This is a genomic window from Pseudomonas sp. UBA4617, assembly GCF_002386445.1.
In the GTDB taxonomy this organism is placed as follows: Bacteria; Pseudomonadota; Gammaproteobacteria; order Pseudomonadales; family Pseudomonadaceae; genus Aquipseudomonas.
Genome location: NZ_DGIR01000057.1, coordinates 81,344 through 94,716 on the forward strand (window position 1 = coordinate 81,344; position 13,373 = coordinate 94,716).

Genomic DNA, 13,373 nt, shown 5'->3' on the forward strand with positions numbered 1-13,373 from the left:
AGGTTGGGCCAGCGTCTGTAGGAATAGGCAAATCAATGGCTTGGCCTGCTTCCCAGGGCCTGGTCAATGGGCGTTGTGCCAGTGCCGGTACAGGCAGGGGGTGACGCTTTGTGTCACTTGCGATACGTAACCGGAGCGCGCGTTGCAAAGGCTGCCAGGGTGGAGGATGCTGGCGGTACGCTCTATCTGCGGAGAACGACAATAATGCAGAGCAACCATTTCAGCCGTCATGCCCAGCAAGTCCATACCGTCGCCCATGGCCGGGCCGGGGAGGGTGGCAGTGACCCTTCCATCGCCCGCTCATGGCTGCGCTGCCTGGAGGACTACCACCTCGACCCGGCGGTGATCGAGGCGCCGCTGGTGCTCGAGCACGGGCGCCTGCTGGAAAGCCGCGAGCGCCTGCGCCAGGTGCTGCAGATTGCCGACCATGAGATGAACAGCCTGCACCAGCAGCTATCCGGGGCCGGCCATGCGGTGCTGCTGACCGATGCGCGCGGGGTCATCCTCAACTGTGTCAGCGCCCCGAGCGAGCGGCGCAGCTTCGAGCGCGCCGGACTGTGGCTGGGCGCCGACTGGAGCGAAGCGCGCGAAGGCACCAACGGCATCGGTACGTGCCTGGTCGAGCGCCAGGCGCTGACCATTCACCAGAACGAGCACTTCCGCAGCCGCCACACCGGCCTGACCTGCTCGGCCAGCCCGGTGTTCGACCCGCATGGTGAGTTGCTGGCGGTGCTGGACGTGTCTTCGGCACGGCCTGATGTTTCGCGGCAGAGCCAGTTCCACACCATGGCTCTGGTCAACCTGTCGGCGAAGATGATCGAAAGCTGTTATTTCCTGCGTCATTTCGAACAGCAGTGGTTGCTGCGTTTTCATCTACAGGCCGAGTCGATTGGCCTGTTCAGCGAAGGCCTGCTGGCCTTCGACGGTGACGGGCACATCTGCGCGGCCAACCAGAGCGCACTGAACCTGTTGGGCACGGTGCGGGGTGGCGTGCTGGGCAAACCGCTGGAGTGCTTCTTCGCCTGCAGTCATGACGAGCTGTTCAGCCGTGCCACGCCCACCGGTAGCATGACCTGGCCACTGCATACCCTGGACGGACGCCAGGTGTTCGCCAGCCTGCGTGGCCAGGCCCGTGCGCCGGTATGGTCGGTGCCAGCCGCGCAGCCGCGGTCGGCGCGGGAGGTCGAGCCGCTTATCTGTCTGCTCGACCCAGCCTTGCAGAACGACTTCCGGCGCAGCGTGCGGGTGTTCGAGCGCGACGTGCCGTTGTTGCTGCGTGGCGAGACCGGTTGCGGCAAGGAGGCGTTCGCCCAGGCCGTGCACCAGGCCAGCGAGCGGCGCGGCAAGCCGTTCGTCGCCATCAACTGTGCGTCGATCCCGGAGAGCCTGATCGAAAGCGAGCTGTTCGGTTATCGCGGCGGCAGTTTTACCGGGGCGCGCAAGGAAGGCATGCGGGGCAAGCTGCTGCAGGCCGACGGTGGCACGTTGCTGCTGGACGAGATCGGCGACATGCCGCTGGCCCTGCAGACCCGGCTGCTGCGGGTTCTTGAAGAGCGCCAGGTGGTGCCGATCGGTGGCGAGCCGCAGGCGGTCGACGTGCGTATCGTCAGTGCTACCCACCGCGACCTGCTGGAGCGGGTGGCGCAGGGCAGTTTCCGCGACGACCTGTATTACCGCCTGAATGGCCTGGAAGTGACGTTGCCGGCGGTGCGCGAGCGCAGTGACAAGGCGCAGTTGCTGGACTTTCTGTTACGCCAGGAAGCGCAGGGGCAACTGATCGACATCGAGCCCAGGGCGCGGCAGGCGCTGCTCGACTTTACCTGGCCGGGGAACGTGCGGCAGATGCGCAACGTGCTGCGCACGCTGGTGGCACTTTGCGAAGATGGCCGGATTACCTTCTCGGATCTCCCCGCCATGGTCCGCAGCACACCGGCCCTTGCAGCAACAACCTTGTGTCGCGACAGTGCCGTAGAGCGGCCCCAGGATGCGAATCCGGCAACTCAAGCCGCCAGGGCTGCTGCGCCGCGCGATCGCGACGCAAGGCTGCTACAGGATGCTGAACGCAGTGCCTTGCTGGCCACCCTGGAGGCAAAACACTGGCACCTCACCCGGGTCGCCGAGCAATTGGGCATCAGCCGCAATACCTTGTATCGAAAACTGCGCAAACACGGCATCACCAGGGCCGACTGAGCGAAACATCTGGTGCGATTTGTCGCGCCCTGGGCTACCCTGCCTCGATGTTTTGCGAGGTTGACCATGCATATTCACATTCTAGGTATTTGCGGCACTTTCATGGGCTCGCTGGCGGTGCTGGCCAAGGAACTTGGCCACCGTGTCACCGGCTCTGACGCCAACGTCTATCCGCCGATGAGCACCCAGCTCGAAGCCCAGGGCATCGAGCTCACCCAAGGCTATGACCCGGCCCAACTGGAGCCGGCACCGGACCTGGTGGTCATCGGCAATGCCATGTCGCGCGGCAACCCGGCGGTGGAGTACGTGCTGAACAAGGGCCTGCCGTATGTTTCCGGCCCGCAGTGGCTGGCCGACCACGTGCTGCAAGGCCGCTGGGTGCTGGCTGTTGCCGGTACCCATGGCAAGACCACCACCAGCAGCATGCTGGCCTGGGTGCTGGAGCACGCCGGCATGAGCCCGGGCTTCCTGATCGGCGGTGTACCGCAGAACTTCTCGGTGTCGGCGCGCCTGGGCCATACCCCGTTCTTTGTGGTTGAAGCCGATGAATACGACAGCGCCTTTTTCGACAAGCGCTCGAAATTCGTCCACTACCACCCGCGCACCGCGATTCTCAACAACCTCGAATTCGACCACGCGGACATCTTCCCCGACCTGGCTTCGATCGAGCGGCAGTTCCATCACCTGGTACGCACCATCCCCAGTGAAGGTCTGGTGATTCACCCAACCACCGAGCAGGCGCTGGAACGCGTGATCGGCATGGGTTGCTGGACCCCGGTGCAAACCACCGGCGAAGGTGGCCAATGGCAGGCCCGCCTGCTGAGCCCGGACGGTTCGCGTTTCGAAGTGCTGTTCGAAGGCGAAGTGCAAGGTGTCGTGGACTGGGCGCTGACCGGCCAGCACAACGTCGCCAATGCCCTGGCAACCCTGGCAGCGGCCCGCCACGTCGGCGTGGTGCCGACCATGGGCATCGAAGGCCTGAGCGCCTTCAAGAGCGTCAAGCGGCGCATGGAGAAGGTCGCCGAGGTGCAAGGCGTGACCATCTACGATGACTTCGCCCACCACCCGACCGCCATTGCCACCACCCTCGACGGCCTGCGCAAGCGCGTCGGCGAGGCTCCGGTCATCGCAGTGATCGAGCCGCGCTCCAATTCCATGAAGCTCGGCGCCCATCGTGATGGCTTGCCGGAAAGCGTCAGCGACGCCGACCAGGTGATCTGGTACGCCCCGGCCAGCCTCGGCTGGGACCTGGCCGCCACGGCCGCGCAGTGCAAGGTGCCGAGCGTGGTGGCCGACAGCCTCGATGCAATCATCGAACGGGTCAAGGGCCAGGCGCGTCCGGGCACCCATGTGGTGATCATGAGCAACGGCGGTTTCGGTGGCCTGCACGGCAAGCTGGCCGAGGCATTGCAGTGAACGGGCCGGAACGCGTCACACTGGCGATGACCGGGGCATCGGGCGTCCAGTATGGCCTGCGCCTGCTCGATTGCCTGGTGCGCGAAGATCGCGAGGTGCACTTTCTGATCTCCAAGGCCGCGCAACTGGTGACGGCCACCGAGACCGACGTGGTGCTGCCGGCCAAACCTCAGGCAATGCAGGCGTTCCTTACCGAATACACAGGTGCCGCCGACGGGCAGATCCGGGTGTATGGCAAGGAAGACTGGATGTCGCCGGTAGCCTCGGGCTCGGGCGCGCCGGCGGCGATGGTGGTGGTGCCCTGTTCCACCGGCACCCTGTCGGCGATTGCCACCGGCGCCTGCAACAACCTGATCGAGCGTGCCGCCGACGTTACCCTCAAAGAGCGTCGCCAGCTGATCCTGGTGCCGCGCGAAGCGCCGTTTTCCACCATCCACCTGGAGAATATGCTCAAGCTGTCGCAGATGGGCGCAATCATCCTGCCGGCAGCGCCGGGCTTCTATCACCAGCCGCAGACCATCGACGACCTGGTCGACTTTGTCGTGGCACGCATCCTCAACCTGCTGAACATTCCCCAGGACATGTTGCCGCGTTGGGGCGAGCACCACTACGGGGTGGATGATTGAGGCGCACATTGTGCGGCGTGCTGGCGCTGGGGCTGCTGAGTGGTTGCGCCACGGTGCGGACGCTGGATGCCAACAAGCCTGGGGCGCCGGTGGTATATGCCGGTACCCGGTTGGATTTGTATGTCATGAATGGCGGCTGTTGCCCGCGCGATCATTACGGGGCTGATGCGCCGGCGTATCCGCGGCTGGACCTGCCGGGAAGCCTGTTGCTCGATACCTTGTTGTTGCCGTTGTCGTTGCTCACGGCAGCCGGTATAGGCTTCCAGGCAACCGGCGGCCTGTGATGGCCCTTTCGCGGGTGAACCCGTTCTCTGGTCTGTGAAGTGCCTGTGGGAGCGGGTTTACCCGCGAAGAGGCCCTGACAGGAAGCCTATTTCTTGCCCAACCTGCGCAATTCATCCGACTCCACAATCCGCACCCCGTCTTCTTCCTCCAGCGCCAGGCGCCACAACGCCCGGGCCAAGGTGCAGGCCTCGATGCCTCGATACTTCCCAGGTATCAGCCTGGAGAACGGCGAAATCAGCTGCTCGCCCAGCCGCGGCTCTATGCGCTCGCCCAACAGCAATGACGGCCGCACGATGGTCAACTGCGGCCAGTCCTGGGCCTTGAGCGCCTCTTCCATCTCGCCTTTGACCCGGTTGTAGAAAATCGACGATTTCGGGTCGGCCCCCAGCGCACTGACTACCAGCAGGTGCCGCGCGCCCATCTCCCGGGCACGCTTGCTGAAGGCCACCACCATGTCCAGGTCCACCGCACGGAATGCCGATTCGGAGCCGGCCTGCTTCAGCGTGGTGCCCAGGCAGCAAAACGCGATATCAACGCGCCCGGCCAGCTGCGGAAGAAACATTGCCGGGTCGCCTACCGGGTTTTCCAGGTGCGGGTGCCCGGCCAGTGGCCGGCGGGTTGGCGCCAGGACGCGGGTGATGGTGGGCTCGTTGAGCAGGCGGTCGAGCAGGTGCTCACCTGTCAGACCCGTGGCACCGGCAAGCAGGACATGCTGAGGCGTCAAATACATGATGTCTCTCCCTTGTTACACACAAGCTTAGTGGTTGGCAGGCGTTTTTGCCTGTCCCCCCACGTCGGCCTGTGCGGCGTTACGCAATGCTTCTTCGGCCTGTTGCCGACGCAGCTGCTGCCAGCGCGCGAGTACCGCCGGCGGTGCCCACAGCTGCGGTTCGGAGGCCTCGAAACCTTCCCTTTGTTCTCTTTCGGCAACACTGCTGCGGGCCAGTTCAAACGCCTGTTTCAGATCGTCGGTCTGGTTCAGCGCCTCGGCGAACAAGGCGTCGCCAAAATAGGTGAAGTCCGCTTCTTCAGAGCAGCCGAAGGACACCCGGTCGGCCCGCGCGGCCGTCATGATGAGCGTGCGCTCATCCTTGAGCGGGGCGATGTAGCCCCCTGAATAGCAGGCGGATATGACAATCACTTTGTCGCGGTTCTTCAGCGGTGCCAGGGCGCTGGCCAGCTCGTCGGCGGACAGGTCGGCCAGTTGCAGGCGTGGCTGGTCGAGCACCAGCTGGTGGTCCTGGCTGCCGTGGCTGGTGAGGTAGATGAACACCAGGTCCTCGGGGCCGCTGCGCTCGGCCAGGGTGCGGGCGGCACGGGTGAGGTTCTCACGGGTGGCCATGGGGCGGCTGGCCATCTGGTCGCGGTGATTGACCAGGGTGACCTGGCCCGAAGCCCCAAAACGTACCTTGAGCATGTTGCTGACGTAGTCGGCCTCGCGCAGGAACACGCTCTGCTGGCCATCCCCGGCTATCACCAGGCTGTACAGCTGAACAGGCGGCGCCGAGTGTGGCACCTGGGCCAGCGCCTGCTCCAGCAGCCGACCCTGGTTGAGCAAGGCCAGGTCCAGTGGGTCGGGCAGCAGCTTGCCGTTCTGGTCACGCACCCGCACACCGTTGGCCCAGGTGCCGCTCAGCACCTTGCCGCTGGGCAGGATCAGCCGACCCTGCCCATGGTAGGCATCGTCGAGGAAGCCGCCGATGTATTTGCTGCCATCGGCCAGCTGCAGGCTGCCCTGGCCTGACAGGCGCCACTCGCTGAAAGTGCCCTTGTAGTGGCTGCCATCGCTGCCCAGCAGTTCGCCTTCGCCGACCAGTACGCCATCCTTGAACTGGCCGATCCACACATCGCCATCGGCATTTTCGTAGCGGCCACGGCCTTCCAGGCGGTTGTCCTTGAATTCGCCGATGTACTGCTCGCCGTCGACGCTGTCGTAGGTGCCGGCGCCTTGCAGCAGGCCGTTGACGAAGCGGCCGCTGAACTGGTTGCCACTGGCATCGCTGCGCACGCCGGCGCCATTGGGCTTGCCTTTGGCGAACAGGCCCTGGTAGCGGCTGCCGTCGGCCAGTTCCAGTTCGCCGGCGCCTTCGTACAGGTCATCCTTGAACTGGCCGCGGTAGGACTGGTCGGCCTGCTTGAGAGTGCCTTCGCCGTCGCGCCGACCATGGCGGAAGGTGCCGGAATAGTGGCTGCCCGGAGTAGTCAGTTCGCCCAGCCCCTGGAACAGCCCGGCGGCGAACTGGCCACGGTACACCTCGCCATTCTGGCCGTGCCATTCGCCCTGGCCGTGCCATTGGCCGTCCTTGAAGCCGCCGGCGTACCAGCTGCCGTTGGGGTAGTCGATACGGCCCTCGCCTTGCAGCAGCCCATCGACTACCTGCCCCCGGTAGCGTCCGCCGTCAGGCAAGCGTGCGTCGGGCGGCAGCAGCGATTCGCCATCGCCACAGGCGGCGAGAAGCAGGACCAGGGAGAGGGGGAGCAGTAGACGCATGGCGAAGACCGGGCAATAAGTCTGCCGAGTATGCCGCAGAATGGGATCCTGAAACAGCGAGCGCATGAGCCGGGGCATTCCTCCGTGGGGCCAACGATATTGTGTTGCCTGCCATGGCCCCATCGCCGGTCGACCCGGCTCAATGCCGGGTGCTATCGCCGGTCTGTCGGTGCAACAGCAACTCGGCCAGTGCCTTGGTCATCTGCACGTGATGGGCCGCATTGACCAGCATGTTGATGCCAGGCTCACCGGCATTGGCGCAGATGTACTCGTCCAGGGTGTCTTCGATGCCGGTCATCAATTGCAGAGCGTGGATCACAGCGTCGAGCGAGGGCATGTCGTGGTTTATGGTGTAGAAGGGGCGGGAAGGCAGGATTCTGGGTGGATCAGGGACGATTTTTTTCATGATCAGGCCTCGTGTGGTTTGCTGTAAGCAACCACCTCATCCTTTCTCACGGGATAAAGGCGGCAGCCGTACGAGGGTGAGAAAGCCGAGACACGAGCACTCGGCCAGACCGAAGCCTGCCTGCGTACGGCTGCCATAACGTACTGCCGTAAGTCGTGTTTTCGGGTTTCTCACACCCGCTCACCAAACATGGCGACCCCGAGACGGTATCCCTGAGATGTTTCCCCGACAATGGAGTGACTTCCGACAGGCTCGTAGGATAATTCGCGAGATGGTCCAGGCTGAAGCATTTAGCTTCAGGTTCGGAAATGTCTTACATCCGTGAAGCCCTGAGCGGTTCCTGTGGTAGCGACAAAAACCGCTACCACAGGTTTGTGAGCTGCCACTGCGGCTCAGCGCAGGCCCGGCGAAACGATGATTTTCACGTTCTCCTCCTTGTTGTTCACCAGTTCCTCGAAGCCCAGCTCGACGATTTGCTCCAGCCCGATCCGCCCGGTTACCAGCGGGCGGATGTCCAGCCTGCCATCGGCGATGAAGGCAATCACATCAGCGAATTCGCCGTTGTAGGCCAGCGCCCCCAGCACCTGCTTCTCGGTGGACACCAGCTCGAAGAAGTTGAACTCGCTGGGCTCTTCGAAGATGCCCACCATCACGCATTTGCCGGCCTTGCGGATGGTGTCGATGGCCAGTTTGGCGGTGTGCTTGTTGCCGATGCACTCGAAGCTCACATCCGCACCCAGTCCGGCGGTAAGCGCGCGGATCTCTGCCAGGGCGTCGCACTGGCTGGGGTCGAGCACCACGCTGGCGCCGACTTCCTTGGCCTTGGCCTTGCGCGCCGAAGACATTTCCAGGGCGATCACCTGCGCTGCACCGGCCGCCCTGGCGCACATGATGGTGCACAGGCCGATGGTGCCGGCGCCGACCACCACCACCGTCTGGCCCAGCAGGCTGCCGGCCTTTTTCACCGCATGCATGCCCACCGCCAGCGGCTCGATCAGCGCCCCGGCTTCGGCCGGGAAACCCTGCGGCAGCCGGTACAGCAAGTTGGCCGGCACGTTGACCAGCTCGGCAAAGGCGCCGTTGTTCATCAAGCCGGTGAAGGCCAGGCGTTCGCAGATGTTGTACAGGCCATGGGTGCAGTAATAGCAGGTACCGCAATGCTGGCAGGCATCCGCCGCCACCGGGTCACCGACGGCAAAGCCTTGCACGCCTTCGCCCAGCTTGGCGATCTGGCCGCAGAACTCGTGGCCGAGGATGCACTGGCCCTGGATGCCGGTCAGTGGGTGCGGTGCCTCGACCGGGATGAACACCGGGCCGGCGACGTACTCATGCAGGTCGGAGCCGCAGATGCCGCACCAGTCCACCTTGATCTGCACCCAACCGGGTGCGGGGTCGGCTGGCAGGGGTACCTGTTCGACGCGGATGTCGTTGCGGCCATGCCAGACGGCCGCGCGCATGTGGGTGTGGCTCAGGTCGTTCATTGTGTTTGTCTCCAGGCTCACGGAATGGGCTCAGTGCTTGCGCAGGAAGGCGAGCAGTTGCTGGTTGACCTGTTCGGCCGCCTCCATCTGCACCATGTGGCCGGCCTCCGGCAGCACCAGCACTTCGGCTTCCAGCCCTTCGGCATGGCTGGCCGGGATGATTGCGTCCTTGCCGCCCCACACCACCAGTGCCGGGTGTTGCCCCAGCACCCCGCGCAGGTCGTGGCGCTGCCGGTCACCGTCAGCGAGTGCCGCTGCCAGCTGCTGCAGGGCCCGGTCCACCCCTTCCAGGCGCTTGAACTTGAGCATGTCTTCGAGCATCTGGCGGGTGACCAGCGCCGGGTCGGCAAACAGCTGCACCATCTGCGGCTTGAGGGCATTGCGGTTGGCTGCCGCGACGAAGCCTTGCAGGTACTGGCCGTTGATCGCTTCGCCCAGGCCGGCACTGGCCACCAGGCTCAGGCTGGCGACCCGCTGCGGTGCCAGGCGCGCCACGTTCAGGCTGACCGCGCCACCCATGGAGTGGCCGGCCAGGTGCGCCTTGGCGATGTCCAGGTGGTCGAGCAGGGCCAGCACGGTTTCGCTCAGCTCATCCAGGTCGCCGCGTTGCAGCGCCTTGGCCGACTCGCCATGCCCTGGCAGGTCGAGGGCGATCACCCGGCGCTCGGCCGCCAGCGCCGGGTGGTTGAACAGCCAGTTGTTGAGGTCGCCGCCAAAGCCGTGCACCAGCACCAGCGGCGTGCCGCCTTCACCCAGCTCGAACCAGCGCAGTTGCCGGCCAGCCACTTCAGCCTTCTGCGGTGCCGGCCCCTGCGCCTGCTCGGCGCCACCGTCGGCGACGAACTCGGCCTGGAAGCGTTGCACCACCGCATCGATCTCGGCTTCCTCGGCTTCGCCTTCCACCACCACCGCCAGCAGTGCGCCGACCGGCAGGGTTTCATCGGGCCTGGCCACCTGGCGACGCAGCACGCCGCTGAACGGGGCTTCGACGCTGCTGCTGATCTTGTCGGTCTCGACGTCCAGCACCTCGTCACCCTTGTTGATCACGTCGCCTTCCTGCTTGAGCCAGGCGTCTACCCGGCCTTCGGTCATCGACAGGCCCCACTTGGGCATGGTCAGGGTATGGATCTGGCTCATGCGGCACTCCTTGCAGCTTCGATCACTTTGCGCACGGCAGCCTCGATCTTCGCCGCGTCAGGGATGTACAGGTCTTCCAAAGCGTCGGAGAACGGCACGGGAGTGTGCGGCGCGGTGACCATTTCGATCGGCCCCTTGAGGGCGGCGAAGGCCTTCTGCGCGACCAGGGCGCTGATGTCGGTGGCCATGGAGCAGCGGGGGTTGGCTTCGTCGATCACCACCAGGCGGCCAGTCTTTTCCACGCTTTCCAGAATGCTGTCTTCGTCCATCGGGCTGGTGGTGCGCAGGTCCAGCACCTCGCAGTCGATGCCCTGGCGGGCCAGGTTGTTGGCGGCTTCCAGCGCCACGTGCACCATGCGGCCATAGGTGACCAGGGTCACGTCGTCGCCATCACGCAGGAAGTTGGCCTCACCGAACGGCACGGTATAAACCTCTTCCGGCACCTCGCCCTGCATGCCGTAGAGCAGCTTGTGCTCGCAGAAGATCACCGGGTCGTTGTCGCGGATTGCCTGGATCAGCAGGCCCTTGGCATCGTATGGCGAGGACGGGCACACCACCTTCAGGCCAGGGATATGGGTCCACAGCGAGGTGAGCATCTGCGAGTGCTGGGCCGCCGCGCGCAGGCCGGCACCGTACATGGTGCGCATCACCAATGGGGTGACTGCCTTGCCGCCGAACATGTAGCGGAACTTGGCAGCCTGGTTGAGGATCTGGTCCAGGCAGCAGCCGGCGAAGTCGACGAACATCAGTTCGCACACCGGGCGCAGGCCCTGGGTGGCCGCGCCGACGGCGGCACCGACGTAGCCGATTTCCGACAGCGGGGCGTCGAGCACGCGTCCCGGGAACTGGTGATACAGGCCCTTGGTCACGCCCAGCACGCCACCCCAGGCGTCGTCCTCGCCCGGTGCGCCGGCACCGCCGGCCACGTCTTCGCCAATGATGAACACGGTGTCGTCACGACGCATTTCCTGGGCCAGGGCTTCGTTGATTGCCTGCTGGTAGCTGATCTTTCTTGCCATGGTGGTTCTCCTGTTGTTCTTGTAATCCGCAGCTCAGGGGTAGGCGACGTAGACGTCGCTGAGCAGGTCGGCGGGCTGTGGCTTGGGATCGGACTTGGCGCGGCGCACGGCGTCTTCGATCAGGTCCTCGACGCGGGCGTCGATGGCATCCAGCTGGGCAGCCGTGAGCAGGCCGGCGCGAGTAGTCTTGTTGCGGAACTGCAGCAGGCAGTCGCGGGACTCGCGCAGGTTCTTCACCTCATCGGGGGCGCGGTAGGTTTGCGCATCGCCCTCGAAGTGGCCGTAGTAGCGGCTGAGCTTGACCTCGATCAGCGATGGGCCTTGCCCGGCACGGGCACGTTCGATGGCGGCACCGGCAGCCTCGTAAACGGCAAAGAAATCGAAGCCGTCGATGGTGACGCCGGGCATGCCGAAACCGGCAGCGCGGTCGGCGATGTGGTCGCAAGCTACCGACCAGGTCGAGGCGGTGGCTTCGGCGTAGCCGTTGTTCTCGGCCACGAAGATGCATGGCAGGTTCATGATCGACGCCATGTTCATGGCCTCGAACACCGCACCTTCGTTGGAGGCGCCATCACCGAAGAAGGCCACCGACACATCGTCGCGGCCCTTGATCTTGGCCGCCAGCGCCGCGCCGGCCACCAGCGGTGCGCCGGCACCGACGATGCCGTTGGCACCGAGCATGCCTTTTTCCAGGTCGGCGATGTGCATCGAGCCGCCCTTGCCGCCGCAGACGCCGGTCTTCTTGCCGTAGATCTCGGCCATCATGCCGTACACGTCCACGCCCTTGGCGATGCAGTGGCCGTGGCCGCGGTGGGTCGAGGCGATGCAATCGCTGTCGCGCAGGTGGGCCATGACCCCGGCGGCGGAAGCCTCTTCGCCAGCGTACAGGTGCACGAAGCCAGGGATCTCGCCGGTGGCGAACTCGACGTGCAGGCGTTCTTCGAAGGCACGGATGGTGCGCATCACTTCATAGGCATGCAGCAGTTGTTCGGTACTGAGTTGATTGGACATCTTGTTGTTCTCCGGGGTTGTCTCAACACGGGTTTGCAGGGTGCAGCCGGTGGCCACGGGGCACGGCCAGCAGGTGATGGCGGGCGGCGTGCGCCAGTACCGCCTCGACATCCACGCTCAACGGGCCTTGGTGGTCGAGGGTGATGGTGGGGCTGTCGTGCTCGGCGAATTCGATCTCGCGCTCGCCGTCCAGGGCCAGGGTGCCGCTGGCCAGGCTCAGGCGATGGGCGACACCGGGGGTCAGGGTGCCGCTGGCGGTGATGCCACAGCCCTGCAGCAGGCCCGGCGCCAACGGTGCCAGCAGTGCCTGGTCGGCACCGGGGTTCAGGCGGACCCAGGCGCCGTGCGGGTCCTGGCGGGAAACCGGGCTCCACAGGCCACACAGCGCCGAGAGGCCGATAGCATGTGGCTCGGCGAAACAGGCGAACACTTCGCTCAGGTCTTCGCTGCGGCTGAGCGCGCGGGCGCCGATGAAACGCTGGGGCGACACCGCCACTTCCACCAGCGCCCATTCGGCAAGCCGTTGCTCGGGCACTTTCACCAGCAGGCGCTTGTTGCGGCGCAGGCCGATGCTGGTGGGGATCCGGCCGCTGGCGAGCAGACCGCCGGCCAAGCCGGCACTGGTGGCTTCGCGCAGCTCGGGGAAAGCATTGTTGGTGCCGGTGGACAGGGTCAGCAGCGGCACGTCGCCTGCCTCGGCGGCGACCGCCTTGTGCGTGCCGTCGCCGCCGAGTACGGCGATCATCGCCACGCCGCGTTCGACCATGCGGCGGGTGGCCAGGCGGGTGTCGGCAACGGTCTGGGTCAGTGGCAGGTCGAGGATCTCGATGGCCGGCCAGTGCTGGTCGAGCGCGACCGGGCCCTGGCTGGCCTTGAGCACGGCAGCGGCGATGCCGGTCATGTCGCTGGGCAGCAGCACCTGGCCGATACCGGTGGCACCGAAAGCGGCGAGCAGGCGCTGGATCGCCGATGCCTTGTCGGTGCTCGAATAGAGCCCGGCATTGGCAGTCAGGCGGCGCAGGTCGCGGCCAGAGGCAGGGTTGGCAATGATCCCGACAGTCGGGGCGGGTAGCGGCATGGCGCACCTCGTTTCTTGTTTGCCAGTGCCGGAGCAAGCGCGGTGCCAGTTTTGTCGAAGTCGGCTGGAATGTCCGGGGCAGAGGGGTTTGCTCGCGCCAAGGTCGGCGTGCATGGCCAGGCCGGCGAGACGCCGGGTGCCAGCCGCGCAGTGGCCCGGCCGAGACGCTGAGACGCTGCGTCTCAGGGCGGCCGGTAATCACGCAGTGCTTGTCGGGGCATGCCCGGAGGCGC

Annotated in this window: 12 protein-coding genes; 4 read left to right on the top strand and 8 right to left on the bottom strand. The window is 65.4% G+C overall.

The window, feature by feature from the left end; all coding sequences use genetic code 11:
* Positions 1-204: 204 nt before the first annotated feature.
* From B4L76_RS23945 to B4L76_RS23960, 4 genes are all read left to right on the top strand, one after another.
* Positions 205-2,190: a sigma-54-dependent Fis family transcriptional regulator gene (locus B4L76_RS23945; protein ID WP_296235509.1), complete on the top strand. Its 1,986-nt coding sequence runs from the start codon at positions 205-207 to the stop codon at positions 2,188-2,190.
* A 66-nt stretch (positions 2,191-2,256) separates the two neighbouring features.
* Positions 2,257-3,606 carry a UDP-N-acetylmuramate:L-alanyl-gamma-D-glutamyl-meso-diaminopimelate ligase gene (gene mpl / locus B4L76_RS23950; protein WP_296235510.1) on the top strand — a complete coding sequence of 450 codons (1,350 nt, stop codon included), beginning with the start codon at positions 2,257-2,259 and terminating at the stop codon, positions 3,604-3,606.
* Complete coding sequence (gene ubiX / locus B4L76_RS23955; protein ID WP_296235511.1) at positions 3,603-4,232, top strand: flavin prenyltransferase UbiX; 630 nt, start codon at positions 3,603-3,605, stop codon at positions 4,230-4,232. Before mpl ends, ubiX begins: the two co-directional genes overlap by 4 nt.
* The gene (locus tag B4L76_RS23960; RefSeq protein WP_296235512.1) at positions 4,229-4,516 is read left to right on the top strand and encodes a YceK/YidQ family lipoprotein; all 288 of its coding nucleotides are present in this window, start codon (positions 4,229-4,231) and stop codon (positions 4,514-4,516) included. Before ubiX ends, B4L76_RS23960 begins: the two co-directional genes overlap by 4 nt.
* Positions 4,517-4,602: 86 nt before the next feature.
* Here the strand turns inward: B4L76_RS23960 and B4L76_RS23965 are convergent, their stop codons facing one another.
* From B4L76_RS23965 to B4L76_RS24000, 8 genes are all read right to left on the bottom strand, one after another.
* On the bottom strand, positions 4,603-5,247 hold the full coding sequence (locus B4L76_RS23965; protein WP_296235513.1) for an oxidoreductase: 645 nt from the start codon (positions 5,245-5,247) through the stop codon (positions 4,603-4,605).
* A 27-nt stretch (positions 5,248-5,274) separates the two neighbouring features.
* Positions 5,275-7,008 carry a C13 family peptidase gene (locus tag B4L76_RS23970; protein WP_296235514.1) on the bottom strand — a complete coding sequence of 578 codons (1,734 nt, stop codon included), beginning with the start codon at positions 7,006-7,008 and terminating at the stop codon, positions 5,275-5,277.
* 139 nt (positions 7,009-7,147) lie between these two features.
* The gene (locus B4L76_RS23975) at positions 7,148-7,414 is read right to left on the bottom strand and encodes a hypothetical protein (RefSeq protein ID WP_296235515.1); all 267 of its coding nucleotides are present in this window, start codon (positions 7,412-7,414) and stop codon (positions 7,148-7,150) included.
* Positions 7,415-7,806: 392 nt separating this feature from the next.
* The gene (locus tag B4L76_RS23980) at positions 7,807-8,871 is read right to left on the bottom strand and encodes a 2,3-butanediol dehydrogenase (protein ID WP_296235559.1); all 1,065 of its coding nucleotides are present in this window, start codon (positions 8,869-8,871) and stop codon (positions 7,807-7,809) included.
* Between the two features lie 54 nt (positions 8,872-8,925).
* Positions 8,926-10,032, bottom strand: coding sequence for an acetoin dehydrogenase dihydrolipoyllysine-residue acetyltransferase subunit (locus B4L76_RS23985; RefSeq protein WP_296235516.1), 1,107 nt, complete (start codon positions 10,030-10,032; stop codon positions 8,926-8,928).
* Positions 10,029-11,051 (bottom strand): alpha-ketoacid dehydrogenase subunit beta, encoded by a 1,023-nt coding sequence (locus B4L76_RS23990; RefSeq protein ID WP_296235517.1) that lies wholly within the window; start codon positions 11,049-11,051, stop codon positions 10,029-10,031. The genes B4L76_RS23985 and B4L76_RS23990 overlap by 4 nt, the downstream gene beginning before the upstream one ends.
* Positions 11,052-11,084: 33 nt before the next feature.
* Entirely contained in the window at positions 11,085-12,062 is a 978-nt protein-coding gene (locus B4L76_RS23995) for a thiamine pyrophosphate-dependent dehydrogenase E1 component subunit alpha (protein WP_296235518.1), read from the bottom strand.
* A gap of 22 nt (positions 12,063-12,084) precedes the next feature.
* On the bottom strand, positions 12,085-13,140 hold the full coding sequence (locus B4L76_RS24000) for an ATP-NAD kinase family protein (RefSeq protein WP_296235519.1): 1,056 nt from the start codon (positions 13,138-13,140) through the stop codon (positions 12,085-12,087).
* Positions 13,141-13,373 lie beyond the last annotated feature (233 nt).

Excerpts from the sequence above, each read along its gene's own strand:
- B4L76_RS23985 (WP_296235516.1), bottom strand. The coding sequence starts at position 10,032 with ATGAGCCAGATCCATACCCTGACCATGCCCAAGTGGGGCCTGTCGATG.
- B4L76_RS23970 (WP_296235514.1), bottom strand. The coding sequence starts at position 7,008 with ATGCGTCTACTGCTCCCCCTCTCCCTGGTCCTGCTTCTCGCCGCCTGT.
- B4L76_RS23980 (WP_296235559.1), bottom strand. The coding sequence starts at position 8,871 with ATGCGCGCGGCCGTCTGGCATGGCCGCAACGACATCCGCGTCGAACAG.
- B4L76_RS23990 (WP_296235517.1), bottom strand. The coding sequence starts at position 11,051 with ATGGCAAGAAAGATCAGCTACCAGCAGGCAATCAACGAAGCCCTGGCC.
- B4L76_RS23995 (WP_296235518.1), bottom strand. The coding sequence starts at position 12,062 with ATGTCCAATCAACTCAGTACCGAACAACTGCTGCATGCCTATGAAGTG.
- mpl (WP_296235510.1), top strand. The coding sequence starts at position 2,257 with ATGCATATTCACATTCTAGGTATTTGCGGCACTTTCATGGGCTCGCTG.
- B4L76_RS24000 (WP_296235519.1), bottom strand. The coding sequence starts at position 13,140 with ATGCCGCTACCCGCCCCGACTGTCGGGATCATTGCCAACCCTGCCTCT.
- B4L76_RS23945 (WP_296235509.1), top strand. The coding sequence starts at position 205 with ATGCAGAGCAACCATTTCAGCCGTCATGCCCAGCAAGTCCATACCGTC.
- B4L76_RS23965 (WP_296235513.1), bottom strand. The coding sequence starts at position 5,247 with ATGTATTTGACGCCTCAGCATGTCCTGCTTGCCGGTGCCACGGGTCTG.
- B4L76_RS23975 (WP_296235515.1), bottom strand. The coding sequence starts at position 7,414 with ATGAAAAAAATCGTCCCTGATCCACCCAGAATCCTGCCTTCCCGCCCC.